General features: G+C 71.7%; 7 protein-coding genes. 6 read left to right on the forward strand and 1 reads right to left on the reverse strand.

What is annotated here, in order from left to right:
- Positions 1-81: 81 nt before the first annotated feature.
- Complete coding sequence (locus IF54_RS0134330; RefSeq protein ID WP_030326017.1) at positions 82-1278, forward strand: MFS transporter; 1197 nt, start codon at positions 82-84, stop codon at positions 1276-1278.
- A gap of 144 nt (positions 1279-1422) precedes the next feature.
- The gene (ligA, locus tag IF54_RS0134335; protein WP_030326019.1) at positions 1423-3516 is read left to right on the forward strand and encodes an NAD-dependent DNA ligase LigA; all 2094 of its coding nucleotides are present in this window, start codon (positions 1423-1425) and stop codon (positions 3514-3516) included.
- 27 nt (positions 3517-3543) lie between these two features.
- On the opposite strand, the gene IF54_RS0134340 is transcribed toward ligA, so the two are convergent.
- Positions 3544-4035: an ATP-binding protein gene (locus IF54_RS0134340; RefSeq protein WP_037820996.1), complete on the reverse strand. Its 492-nt coding sequence runs from the start codon at positions 4033-4035 to the stop codon at positions 3544-3546.
- A gap of 163 nt (positions 4036-4198) precedes the next feature.
- Between IF54_RS0134340 and IF54_RS0134345 the strand changes: the two genes are divergently transcribed.
- The 4 genes from IF54_RS0134345 to IF54_RS0134360 all read left to right on the forward strand — a co-directional run bounded on the left by IF54_RS0134345 (position 4199) and on the right by IF54_RS0134360 (position 13417).
- The gene (locus IF54_RS0134345; protein WP_037820997.1) at positions 4199-4579 is read left to right on the forward strand and encodes an STAS domain-containing protein; all 381 of its coding nucleotides are present in this window, start codon (positions 4199-4201) and stop codon (positions 4577-4579) included.
- A gap of 245 nt (positions 4580-4824) precedes the next feature.
- Entirely contained in the window at positions 4825-9105 is a 4281-nt protein-coding gene (locus IF54_RS0134350) for a HAMP domain-containing protein (protein ID WP_030326025.1), read from the forward strand.
- Positions 9106-9164: 59 nt separating this feature from the next.
- The gene (locus IF54_RS0134355; RefSeq protein ID WP_030326027.1) at positions 9165-11627 is read left to right on the forward strand and encodes a SpoIIE family protein phosphatase; all 2463 of its coding nucleotides are present in this window, start codon (positions 9165-9167) and stop codon (positions 11625-11627) included.
- A 107-nt stretch (positions 11628-11734) separates the two neighbouring features.
- Positions 11735-13417 (forward strand): RecQ family ATP-dependent DNA helicase, encoded by a 1683-nt coding sequence (locus IF54_RS0134360; protein ID WP_030326029.1) that lies wholly within the window; start codon positions 11735-11737, stop codon positions 13415-13417.
- The last annotated feature ends 9 nt before the right edge of the window (positions 13418-13426 follow it).

Consider the following 13426-nt stretch of genomic DNA (forward strand, 5'->3'; position numbering starts at 1 on the left):
GTTATGTACATTTGTGCATATCCGATGTGCGCGGGACCCGTCACCTGCCCGCCATTCTTCCGAACCCCGCGGAGCCCTCTCTTGACAGCCCCCGCCGTGCGCCGGCGCCGACAGGCCCTGTACCTCTTCTTCTTCCTCCCGGGCATCGCCCTGTCCTCCTGGGTCACGCGCACTCCGGACGTGCGGGACCGACTGGGCGCGTCCACCGGGCAGATGGGGCTGATCCTGTTCGGCCTGTCCGTGGGATCCATGCTCGGCATCCTGTGTTCCGGCCGGCTCGTGGCGCGCCTGGGCACCCGGCCCGTGATCCTCCTGGGGACCGGCCTGATCGTGGCGGCCACGGGTGTCATCGGGGCGGGCAGCGCCGCCGCGTCCGCTCCCCTGGTCACGACCGGCCTCTTCCTGTTCGGCGCGGGCATCGGGGCGGGCGAGGTCGCGGTCAACGTGGACGGCGCCGACGTGGAACGGATCACCGGGCGCCCGGTGCTGCCGACCCTGCACGGCTGCTTCAGCCTGGGCACGGTGATCGGCGCCCTCGCCGGAATGACGGCCACGGCGGCGGAGGTTCCCGTCTCCTGGCACCTCGGCGTGGTCGCCCTGGTCGCCACGGGGATGCTGCTCCATGCCTCACGGGCGCTGGTGGGGGGCGTCGGCCTGAGCACCGGGACCGGCACGGCCGAGCCGGTCAAGGGTGCGGCTCCGCAGGTCTGGAAGGATCGCAAGCTGCTCCTCATCGGCGCGATCGTGCTGGCCATGGCCCTGGCCGAAGGGGCGGCCAACGACTGGCTGCCGCTGCTCATGGTGGACGGCCACGGCCTGGACGCCACCGCCGGATCGCTCGTCTACGTCGGCTTCGCCGCCGCGATGACCCTGGGCCGCTTCTGCGGCACGTACTTCCTCGTCCGCTTCGGGCGGGCCGCGGTCGTACGTGCGAGCGCCGTCTCCGGTGCCGTCGGCCTGGTTCTCGTGATCTTCTCCGACAACGTGGTCATAGCGGCGGTCTCGGTGCTGTTCTGGGGGCTCGGGGCCTCCCTCGGCTTCCCGGTGGCGCTGTCGGCGGCCGGCGACTCGGGCCCCGAACAGACCGCGCGGGTCTCGCTCGTCGCCATCATCGGTTACGTCGCCTTCCTCGTCGGACCGCCGGCGCTCGGTTTCCTGGGCGACCACTACGGGCTGCGCTCGGCGATGATCGTGGTTCTGGTGTTCGTCGCGTCCGCCATCCTCATCGCCCCGGCCGCCGACACCCGCGACCGTGCCTCCGTACCGGTCGACGCCTGAGGTTGGTCGACGACCGAGTCCGGTCGGCTTCTGAGACCGGTCGGCTTCTGGGACCGGTCGACTCCTCGGACCGGTCGCCGCCTGAGACCTGTCGACGGCTGCCGGACATCCGGCGTTGTCAGTGGTGGCAGGCAGGATGAGTCCATGACCACACCAGCTGCTCAGATCGTGGATGACGCCGCCTACGCGCAGGCCGTCGAGGACGTCGTGGCGGCCGCCGCGGCCTACTACACGGACGGCGCCTCCCCGCTCGACGACGACGCCTACGACCGGCTGGTGCGCGGTATCGCCGCGTGGGAGGCCGCCCACCCCGACCAGGTGCTGCCGCACTCCCCCACGGGCAAGGTCGCCGGCGGCGCGGTCGAGGGCGATGTGCCGCACACCGTGCCGATGCTGAGCCTGGACAACGTGTTCTCGCCCGAGCAGTTCACCGCCTGGACGGCCTCACTGGCCCGCCGGATCGGGCACGAGGTGGAGCGGTTCAGCGTGGAGGCCAAGCTCGACGGTCTCGCCGTCGCGGCCCGCTACACCGAGGGGCGGCTGACCCGGCTGATCACGCGCGGCGACGGGATCGCCGGGGAGGACGTCTCGCACGCCCTCGGCACCCTCGAAGGGCTGCCGGAGAAGCTGGACCAGCCGCTGACCGTGGAGGTGCGCGGCGAAGTCCTCATGACGACGGCCCAGTTCGAGCACGCCAACGAGGTGCGCACCGCGCACGGCGGACAGCCGTTCGCCAACCCCCGCGGCGCGTCCGCCGGCACCCTGCGGGCCAAGGACCGGGCCTACACGGTACCGATGACGTTCTTCGGCTACGGCCTGCTGCCCCTGCCCGACACCGACGCCGAGCTGACGGAGCGGCTGGACGTACTGGCCCACAGCGAGCTGATGGCCCTGGCCGCTCGGCTGGGCGTGCACACCACTTCGGCGACCGCGGTGCCCACGGTCACGGCCTCGACGGCGGCAGAGGTCCTGGAGCGGGTGCGGGAGATCGCAGGGCTGCGTGCGGAGCTGCCCTTCGGGATCGACGGCATCGTCGTCAAGGCCGACCTGGCCGCCGACCAGCGGGCCGCCGGTTCCGGGTCGCGCGCCCCGCGCTGGGCCATCGCCTACAAACTCCCGGCGGTGGAGAAGATCACCCGCCTGGTGGGGGTGGAGTGGAACGTGGGCCGCACCGGGATCATCGCTCCGCGCGGCGTCCTGGAGCCGGTGCAGATCGAAGGCGCCACCATCACCTACGCCACCCTGCACAACCCCGCCGACATCACCCGCCGTGACCTGAGGCTCGGCGATCACGTCATGGTCCATCGGGCCGGTGACGTCATCCCGCGCGTCGAGGCGCCGGTGGCCCATCTGCGCACCGGCGACGAGCAGCCGATCGAGTTCCCCGAGGTGTGCCCCCGGTGCGGCTCCGCCATCGACACCGGTCAGGAACGCTGGCGGTGCGAGCAGGGCCGCAACTGCCATCTCGTGGCGTCCCTCTCCTACGCCGCCGGCCGCGACCAGCTCGACATCGAGGGCCTGGGTGCCACGCGGGTCGTGCAGCTCGTCGAGGCGGGACTCGTCGCGGATCTGGCCGACCTGTTCGCCCTGACCCGGGAGCAGCTGCTGGCGCTGGAGCGGATGGGCGCGACCAGCACGGACAATCTGCTGTCCGCCATCGACACCGCCCGGACGCGGCCGCTGTCACGGGTGCTGTGCGCGCTCGGGGTCCGCGGCACCGGCCGCTCCATGTCCCGCCGCATCGCCCGGCACTTCGCCACGATGGACCGCATCCGTGCCGCCGACGCCGAGGCCCTCCAGCAGGTCGAGGGCATCGGCCCCGAAAAGGCTCCCTCCATCGCGGCGGAGCTGGCCGAGCTGTCGGAGCTGATCGACAGACTCGCCGCGGCCGGGGTGAACATGACCGAACCGGGCGCCACTCCCCCGCCCGCGGCGGACGAGCGCGACACGGCGGGGACGACCGAAGCGGCCGACAACCCGGACGCAGGGCCCCTCGCCGGCATGACGGTGGTCGTCACCGGCGCGATGACCGGGCCCCTGGCAAGCCTCAGCCGCAACCAGATGAACGAACTCATCGAGCGGGCCGGCGGCCGCTCCTCCTCCAGTGTCTCGCGGAAGACCACCCTCGTGGTCGCCGGTGAGGGCGCGGGATCCAAGCGCGCCAAAGCGGAGGAGCTGGACATCCGGCTCGCCTCACCGGACGAGTTCGCGCTTCTCGTGGCCGACCACCTGGACTGAGCCGGTCGCCCTTGGTCCGGGCTCCCCTCAGTCGGGGACGTCCGGACCGCCGTCGGACAGCGTCAGGCGGGCCGTGATGCGCTTGCCCACGGACTCCCTGCGGGCCTCGAAGCCCTGGACCACCGCCATCACGATCTCCAGACCGTGCTGCCCCACCCGCCCGGCGTCGGCGGCGCGGGCCAGTGGAAGGGTGGGATCGCTGTCCCACACCTCGATCTGCAGCATGCCCTCACGGATGCTCAGGTGCAGCAGCGCCGGCCCGGGCGCGTACTTCAGCGCGTTGGTGACCAGCTCGCTCACCACCAGCTGCCCCAGATCCCTGGTGCGGGCCGACACCGGCAGCCCCCACTCCCCCTGCACCCGCGTCAGGAACTTCGACGTCTGGTCCCGCGCGTCGGCGATACAGCCGTCCGCTCCGTCCAGGGCCACGGTCACCTCGACAGGTGCGGCTTCCGGCATCCGCGAACACTCCTCAGGCAGGAACCGCATCCCGCCGACCAACTCCAGTACCCCGTTCATGGGCGCGCGGCTACCCCGTCCTGCGCGCCTTACTCCTGTACCGACCAGAATCGGTGCCGCCGAAGAACGAAAAAGCCGTCGCATGCTTCGCACTCGGACTTCGTGGGCACCGGTGGCAACAACGGCGTGAGAGCCCCCATCGAACGCGCAGAGGACGCAACAAGTGGCAGACAACCGGGAAGCAGTGGGCCACGGCAGACTGACCGTGGTCCGCACCGAGACCGACGACATCACCGTCCTCGGTCTCGACGGAGAGATCGACCACCAGAGCGTGGGCGGCCTGACGCGGGCCCTGTCCGCGGCGGACACGGCCGCCGGTCGCCGGGTCGTGGTCGACCTGAGCCAGGTCACGTTCATGGACTCCAGCGGTGTCAACGCCCTGATCGGCGCCTTCCACACGACCCAGACGGCGCAGGGCTGGCTGCGGCTGGTGGGGGCGCGGGGGGCCGTGCTGCGCACCTTGCAGCTCGTGGGGCTCGACACCTTCGTGCCCTTTCACCCGACCCTGGAGGACGCCCTGGCGGCGACGGACCCGGATAACTGAAAATGGGCACGAGTACCCGGGATCGCCCCGCTCACACCAGGGGCGTGACCTGTATTTTCGCTGTGCCACAACGCTCCCGCCATGCTTTGGCCGCCGCTCGGAACCTGGGTTAACCTTCGACGGATTTCTCATCGGGCAGCCCCGTGGGGTGCGGGAACGTCGCTGGTGAGCGGGCTCTGGAAAGGGCCCGGCGCGGTTCCGAGTCCCCGGGGCGGGGACTCTTTGGGGAGCGGAACGAGGGTGCCATGACCAGCACGTCGACGGAGGCTCGGGAGCAGGCCCCGGGCGAGCAGGAACTGCGGCAGTTGCTGGCCGGGCTGACCGCCGTGCGCGACGGCGACTTCGGCACCCGGCTGCCGTCCGACGGACAGGGTCTGCTGGGCGACATCGCCACGGTCTTCAACGGCATGGTCGACCAGCTGTCCGTGTTCACGTCCGAGGTCACCCGTGTGGCCCGCGAGGTCGGCACCGAGGGCACCCTGGGCGGCCAGGCGGAGGTCCCGGGCGTCTCCGGCACCTGGGCGGACCTGACCGACTCGGTCAACGCGATGGCGGGCAACCTGACCACGCAGGTCCGTGACATCGCCCAGGTGGCGACCGCGGTGGCCAAGGGCGACCTGTCCCAGAAGATCGACGTGCCCGCGCGCGGGGAGATCCTTCAGCTGAAGGAGACCGTCAACACGATGGTCGACCAGCTGTCCGCCTTCGCCGACGAGGTCACCCGCGTCGCCCGCGAGGTCGGCAGCGAAGGGCGTCTCGGCGGTCAGGCGCAGGTGCCCGGGGTGGGCGGTGTCTGGCGCGACCTCACCGATTCGGTCAACTTCATGGCCGGAAACCTGACGTCCCAGGTCCGCAACATCGCCCAGGTGACGACGGCGGTGGCGCAGGGCGACCTCTCGCAGAAGATCACCGTGGACGCCCGCGGCGAGATCCTCGAACTCAAGAACACCATCAACACGATGGTCGACCAGCTGTCCGCCTTCGGAGACGAGGTCACCCGTGTCGCCCGCGAGGTCGGCACCGAGGGGCGCCTGGGCGGTCAGGCGGACGTCAAGGGCGTCAAGGGCACCTGGCGGGACCTGACGGACTCCGTGAACTTCATGGCGGGCAACCTGACCGGGCAGGTCCGCTCGATCGCCCAGGTCGCCACCGCCGTGGCCAACGGCGACCTGTCCCAGAAGATCACCGTGGACGCCCGCGGCGAGATCCTGGAGCTGAAGGAGACCATCAACACGATGGTCGACCAGCTCTCCGCCTTCGCCGACGAGGTCACCCGCGTCGCCCGCGAGGTCGGCACCGAAGGCAACCTCGGCGGTCAGGCGATCGTGCGGGGCGTGTCGGGGACCTGGAAGGACCTCACCGACAACGTCAACGTGATGGCGTCGAACCTGACCGGGCAGGTCCGCTCGATCGCCCAGGTCGCCACCGCCGTGGCCCGCGGTGACCTCTCGCAGAAGATCACCGTCGAGGCCAAGGGCGAGGTCGCCGCCCTCGCGGACGTCATCAACACCATGGTCGACACGCTGTCCGCGTTCGCCGACGAGGTCACCCGCGTCGCCCGCGAGGTCGGCACCGAGGGACGGCTCGGCGGGCAGGCGCACGTGCCCAACGTGGCCGGCACCTGGAAGGACCTCACCGACAACGTCAACTCCATGGCCAACAACCTCACCGGGCAGGTCCGCAACATCGCCCTGGTGACGACCGCGGTGGCCAACGGTGACCTGTCGAAGAAGATCGACGTCGACGCGCGGGGCGAGATCCTGGAGCTGAAGACGACCATCAACACGATGGTCGACCAGCTGTCCTCGTTCGCCGCCGAGGTCACCCGCGTGGCCCGCGAGGTCGGCAGCGAGGGACGCCTCGGCGGACAGGCCGAGGTCGAGGGCGTCGAGGGCACCTGGAAGAGGCTCACGGAGAACGTCAACGAGCTGGCCGGGAACCTCACCCGGCAGGTCCGCGCGATCGCCGAGGTCGCCAGCGCCGTCGCCGAGGGCGACCTGACCCGGTCGATCAACGTGGAGGCCTCCGGTGAGGTCGCCGAGCTCAAGGACAACATCAACTCCATGGTGGAGTCCCTGCGCGAGACCACCCGGGCCAACCAGGAGCAGGACTGGCTGAAGACGAACCTGGCCCGGATCTCCAGCCTGATGCAGGGCCACCGGGACCTGCCCGTGGTCGCCGAGCTCATCATGGACGAGCTCACTCCTCTGGTGGCGGCCCAGTACGGCGCCTTCTTCCTCGCCGAGGACACCGTGCGCGGCCACGAACTGCGGCTGGTGGGGTCGTACGGCTATCCCGACGACGAGGAGCGGCCCACGCGGATCCCGGTCGGGCGCTCGCTGGTCGGACAGGCCGCGCGCAACCGCCGTATGGTCACCGTCGAGGAACTGCCCGAGGGGTACGTCACCATCTCCTCGGGTCTCGGACAGGTGTCCCCGACCGCGCTGGTGGTGCTGCCGATCGTGGTCGAGGAGCAGGTGCTCGGGGTGATCGAGCTGGCGTCCGTCACCCGCTTCACCCAGATCCACCAGGACTTCCTGGCCCAGCTGATGCCGACCATCGGCGTCAACCTCAACACCATCGTGGCCAACGTCCGCACCGACGAGCTGCTCGACGAGTCGCAGCGGCTGACCGCCGAACTCCAGGCCCGTTCCGAGGAGTTGCAGGTCCAGCAGGAAGAGCTCCAGCGGTCCAACGCCGAGCTGGAGGAGAAGGCCTCCCTGCTGGCCTCGCAGAACCGCGACATCGAGGCGAAGAACCTCCAGATCGAGCAGGCCCGCCAGGAACTGGAGACCCGGGCCCAGCAGCTGTCGCTGGCCTCGAAGTACAAGTCGGAGTTCCTGGCCAACATGAGCCACGAACTGCGCACCCCGCTCAACAGCCTGCTGATCCTGGCCCAGTTGCTGGCGCAGAACCCCTCGCGCAACCTCACCCCGAAGCAGGTCGAGTACGCGGGCATCATCCACTCGGCGGGCTCGGACCTGCTCCAGCTGATCAACGACATCCTCGACCTGTCCAAGGTCGAGGCGGGCAAGATGGACGTGACGCCGGAGCGGGTGCCGCTGCGCCAGCTGCTGGAGTACGTCGAGGCGACGTTCCGGCCGATGACCTCCCAGAAGAGCCTGGAGTTCACGGTCGCCACGGCGCCCGGCACCCCGGTCGACCTGCTCACCGACGACTCCCGGCTGCGTCAGATCCTGCGCAACCTGCTGTCGAACGCGGTGAAGTTCACCGAGCAGGGCGGGGTGGAACTGCGTATCGAGCCCGCCGCCGACCGGGAGGTCCCGCCGGGCGTGCACCGCGGCGGACCGATCGTGGCGTTCCGGGTCAAGGACACCGGCATCGGCATCCCGCAGCAGCAACTCGAGACGATCTTCGGGGCGTTCCAGCAGGCCGACGGCACGACCAGCCGCAAGTACGGCGGCACCGGGCTCGGTCTGTCCATCACGCGCGAGATCGCCCACCTGCTGGGCGGCGCGGTCACCGTGGACAGCACACCCGGCCAGGGCAGCACCTTCACCCTCCATCTCCCGGTGGCCCGCGCCGACTTCGAGGAGCTGCTGGAGAACGGCGGGACGCGGTCGCTGGAGCAGGGGCACGACGGCGTGGACAACGACGAGGAGGAGTCGGCGCCCCGCGCGCTCACGGGCCCGGCGCCCTCCTCCGAGCAGCGCAGGCGTCGTCTGCTGGTCATCGAGGAGCGGCCGCGCGGTCTGCTCACGCTCGTCGCCGAGCGGGCGGTCGCGGATCTCGCGCAGGACTCCGGCGATCCGCACGGGGCGATCGACATCATCACGGCCGTCGGGGCGCAGGAGGCGGCGAGCACGCTGGCGGCCGACCCCTGCCACTGTGTCGTCCTCGAACTCGGCATGCCGCACGACGAGGGCGCCGACTTCCTGGAGGCCATGCGCGGCGACTCGGCGCTGGCCAGCGTCCCGGTCCTGGTGCACACCGGGCACCGGGTGTCCCTCGGCCAGGAGCAGGGGCTGCGGGCCCTGGCGGGCGACCGGCCGCTGGACTTCCTGTCCAGCCTGGACGACCTGCGGGAGCGCATCACCCTGCACCTGTCCGCCGAGCAGCCCGGTGACGTGCTGTCGCTGGTGCGTTCCGAGGAGCCGCAGCGGCCCGCCGCGCAGGTGGTGGACGACTCGTTCCTCGGCCGGACGGTGCTGGTGGTCGACGACGACGCCCGCAATCTCTTCGCGCTCAGCGGCGTGCTGGAACTGCACGGCTTCCAGGTCCTGCACGCCGACAACGGCCGCAAGGGCATCGAGATGCTGCTCGCCCACCCGGACATCTCGCTGGTCCTGATGGACGTGATGATGCCGGAGATGGACGGCTACACGGCCACCACGGAGATCCGTTCGATGCCGCAGTACGCGGAACTGCCGATCATCGCGGTCACCGCGAAGGCCATGCCGGGCGACCAGGAGAAGAGCCTCGCGTCGGGGGCCAACGACTACGTCACCAAGCCCGTCGACACGAGCGACCTCATGGCCCGGGTGCGGCGGTGGCTGCCCGCGTGAGATCACGCCCCGACCAGCAGCCGCCCGTGTGACGAACCCAGCCGAGAAGCAGGCCCACCGTGAGTGATCTCCGTCAGCCGCCCGACCCGCAGAGCGCTGCCGTGGGCGAACAGCCCGTCCTCCAGGGCGGTGAGCCGTCCGCCGGGGCGGAGCTCCGCGAGGAGGCTTCCCCGGTCGGCAGGCTGGCGGCGACCGTGGCCCGGCTGCGTGAGGAGGTGCGGGCCGCGCAGGCCGAGGCGGACGGGCGGGCCCTGATCGAACTGGCCAAGGGCATCCTGGTCGAACGCCTCGGCTGCGGTCCGACGCAGGCCTCACGCCAGCTCACCGAGCTCGCCGAGCAGGCGGGGGTGACCCCGCTGGAGTTCGCCGTCGAGGTGATCAACCAGGCCTCGCGCGACCGGCTCTCGGAGGTGACCAGCGCCTTCCTCGCCGCCACCGCCGCCGCCGACCCGGCCGACGCGGGCACCGACGACGACCCGGCCGACGGGCACCTGTCCGCCGTACGGCTGCGGGCCGCCGAGAGCGGGGTACTGGCCGCGCAGGACACCCAGGCCGTCGCCGACTCCCTGCTGGAGCACGCACTGACCCCGCTGGGCGCCGAGGCGGTGGCGATCTGGTCGCTGGGCGCGGACGGCTCGCTCACCCTGGCGGGCAGCGCCGGGTTCGCACCGGCCGAGGCCGGACGCTGGCGGCATGTGCCGCCGGGCGTGACGACCGTGGCGCGGCGTGGGCTCACCGAACGCACAGGGCAGTGGATCCGCAGCCTGTCGGAGACCGGCCTGCCTTCCATCGGGCAGCACCACCACGGCGCCGGCGGGCGGGTCGCCGTACCGGCCGAGGCGGGCGGGCGCATCCACGGGGTGCTGGAGATCGCCTGGCCCGCGCCGCTGGAGTCGCCGTTGCCGGCGATCGTCCGGCAGGTCGAGGCGCTGGCCGAGCTGTGCGCACACACCCTGGAGACGTACGCGCTCCACCACCCGGACGGCGCCCCTGCCCCGCGCCTTCTTCCGGACGTCACCGAGCTGATGGACCTGGCCGACGGACTGCACGACCCGGCGCTGGTGCTGGTGCCGCACCTGGGCCCCGACGGGCGCCTCGTCGACTTCCGCATCCACCACGTCAACAGCCGCTTCCTCGACCCGGCCGGGCGCCCGCGCGGTGTGGTGAGCGGCGCGCTGCTGCTGGAGGCCTATCCGATGGCCGCGGGGCAGAGCGAGCTGTTCGAGCGGGTGGAGCGGGTCTACGCCACCGGTGAGCCGTTCCGCGCCCACCGGATGCGGCTGACCGCGCTGGTGGACGACGTCCAACTGGCGGCGGTCGCCGACATCAACGTCAGCCGGCACGGCGGCAGCGTCCTGCTGATCTGGCGCATCGAGGACGAGACGGCCCGCCTGGCGAGCCTGCTCCAGCACGCCCAGCGCCTGGGCCGCATCGGCGGTTTCGAGGAGAACCTGCTCACCGGCGAGATCACCTGGAACGGCCAGCTCTTCCACCTCTACGGCAAGTCCGCCGCCGACACGCCCGTGCCGCTGGAGGAGCTGCCCGCCCACGCCCACCCCGACGACGCCATCGCCATCGGCCGGTTCCTGCGCACCCTGCTCCACCAGCGCCGCCCCGCGTCCACCGCGTTCCGGTTGCAGCGCCCCGACGGGGTCACCCGGCACATCCGGGTCGTCGCGGAGCCGGTCCTCGACTCGTCGGGACAGCTGTACGTCGTACGCGGCGCCTACCAGGACATCTCCGCCCACCACTGGACCGAGGTCGCGCTCGCCGCCACGCGTGACCAGCTCGCCCACACCGAGCAGGAGGCCAGCGAACGCAACCGGCTCACCCTCCAGTTGCAGCACGCGATCATGCCCCCGGAGCAGGCACCGCTGGCGGTTCCGGGGCTGGACCTGGCGGTGCGCTACCGGCCCGCGGAGACCCAGCACCTGGTCGGCGGTGACTGGTACGACGCGGTCGTGCTGCCGTCCAGGCTGGTGCTGCTGTGCGTGGGGGACGTCGCCGGGCACGGCATAGAGGCGGCCACCAGCATGGTCGTCCTGCGCAACGCGCTGCGCGGACTGGCCGTGACCGGTGCCGGGCCCGGTCAGTTGCTGTCCTGGCTCAACATGGTGGCCCACCATCTGACCGGTGCGGTTACCGCCACGGCGGTCTGCGGGCTGTACGACCCCGAGAACCACACCCTGCGCTGGGCGCGGGCCGGGCATCTGCCGCCGGTCCTGGTGCGCGGCTCGGACGCGGCGCCGCTGCCGCTGGTCAAGGGGCTGCTGCTGGGTGCCGTTCCGGAGGCGGTGTACGAGGAGCACGAGGTGCAGCTCGCCGTCGACGACACGCTGCTGATGTACACGGACGGTCTGATCGAACGCCGGGACCGGTCCGTCGAGGAGTCCCTCGCGCAGTTCCTGACGGTCGCGCGGGCGGTCCCGCCGACGCTGGACCAGCAGTTGGACCGCCTGCTCACGCACAGCAGGTCCGACACGGACGACGACACCTGCATCGTGGGCATCCGCGTGGCCTGAGGCACGGTCGGCCCCGGGGCGTGTGTCCGCGCTGACGGGGAACGCGGTTGCTCCGAACGATCGGGCAGACGTCTCGATCGTGGAGACGCAACGATCGGGGAGACGTCATGCCACCCGTCAGAGAGCGGTTGACGCGGACCGCCGCCGAGGTGTTCGGCTGGAGCGCGTTGCGGCCGGGGCAGCTGTCCGCGATGGAAGCGGTCGTGCGGGGGCGGGACACGCTGGCCGTCATGCCGACCGGCGCCGGGAAGTCGGCCGTGTACCAGGTGGCGGGGCTGCTGCTCCCGGGGCCCACGGTGGTGGTCTCGCCGCTCATCGCCCTGCAACGGGACCAGATCGCCGGCCTGCTGAGCCACGACGCCGCGCCGGAGGCCGTCGCGGTCAACTCCTCGCAGGCGGCCGGGGAGGTCGAGGCCGCCTGGGACGCGGTCCGCGAAGGCGACGCCGAGTTCCTGTTCCTCTCCCCCGAGCAGCTCGCCAAGGACGAGGTGGTCGAGCTGCTGGCCGAGGTCGCGCCCTCGCTGTTCGTCGTCGACGAGGCCCAGTGCGTCGCCGCCTGGGGCCACGACTTCCGTCCCGACTACCTGCGCCTGGCCCAGGCGATCCAGCGGGTGGGCCGGCCCCCGGTCCTCGCCCTGACCGCCACGGCCGCCCCACCGGTGCGCGAGGAGATCGTGGAGCGGCTCGACATGCGGGATCCCGCGCTGGTCGTGGCCGGTTTCGACCGGCCCAACATCGCGTTGGAGGTGCGCCGCTTCCTGGACGACGCCGACAAGCGCCGGGTGGTCGTGGAGCGCGCCGCGACGGAGCCCAAGCCGGGCATCGTCTACACCGCCACCCGCCGGGACGCCGAGGCGTACGCGGACGATCTCGCCGAGCTGGGCCTGGCCGCGGCTCCCTACCACGCCGGGCTGACGGCCGATGAGCGCTCCCTGGCGCACGACGCCTTCCTGGCCGGTGAGATCGACGTCGTGGTGGCCACCTCCGCCTTCGGCATGGGCATCGACAAGGAGGACGTACGGTTCGTACTGCACGCGTCCGTGCCCGGCTCGCTCGACGCCTACTACCAGGAGATCGGCCGTGCGGGCCGGGACGGCGGGCCGGCGGTCGCGGTGCTCCACTACCGGCCCGAGGACAGTGGCCTCCAACGCCTCTTCGCGACCCGCGCGCCGGACGAGGAGACCCTGGGCACGGTGGCCGAGCACCTCCATGAGCACGAGGGTCCCGTCGAGCCGGGCGCCCTCGCGAAGGAGACCGGGCTCTCGCGCCGACGCGTCACGGCGGCGGTCAATCTCCTGGAGCAGGCGGAGGCGGTGCGCACCGAGGACGACGGCCGGGTGCGCGCCGCCGACGGGACGACCGCCGAGGACGCGGCAGGGCGTGCGGCGGAAGAAGCCCGGTCACGCAGGAGGCTTGAGGAGTCGAGGCTGGCCATGATGCTGGGGTACGCCGAGACCACGGGCTGTCGCCGGCGCTTCCTGCTCGGCTACTTCGGTGAGCCGTACGACGCGCCGTGCGGGGCCTGCGACGTGTGCGCGACGCCCTCGGCGGACGACACCGTCGTCGAAGGGGTGGGGGACGCGGACGACGAGCCCTTCTCGCCTTCGACCGCTGCCCCCTTCGCGGCCGGGACCCGGGTGCGGCACGCGGAATGGGGCGAGGGCACGGTGATGAGTGAGGAGGGCGACCGGGTCACGGTGCTGTTCGAGTCCATGGGATACCGGACGCTGTCCCTCGCCGCGGTCACCGACAAGGGCCTCCTGACGGCGGTCGGCCAAGCGCCCGGCTGACGTGGGCCC

The sequence above is a fragment of the Streptomyces sp. NRRL B-3229 genome, assembly GCF_000719505.1.
GTDB lineage: Bacteria > Actinomycetota > Actinomycetes > Streptomycetales > Streptomycetaceae > Streptomyces > Streptomyces griseorubiginosus.

Bases quoted from the DNA above. Each gene is read 5' to 3' on its own strand.
- ligA (WP_030326019.1), top strand. From the start codon at position 1,423: ATGACCACACCAGCTGCTCAGATCGTGGATGACGCCGCCTACGCGCAG.
- IF54_RS0134340 (WP_037820996.1), bottom strand. From the start codon at position 4,035: ATGAACGGGGTACTGGAGTTGGTCGGCGGGATGCGGTTCCTGCCTGAG.
- IF54_RS0134350 (WP_030326025.1), top strand. From the start codon at position 4,825: ATGACCAGCACGTCGACGGAGGCTCGGGAGCAGGCCCCGGGCGAGCAG.
- IF54_RS0134360 (WP_030326029.1), top strand. From the start codon at position 11,735: ATGCCACCCGTCAGAGAGCGGTTGACGCGGACCGCCGCCGAGGTGTTC.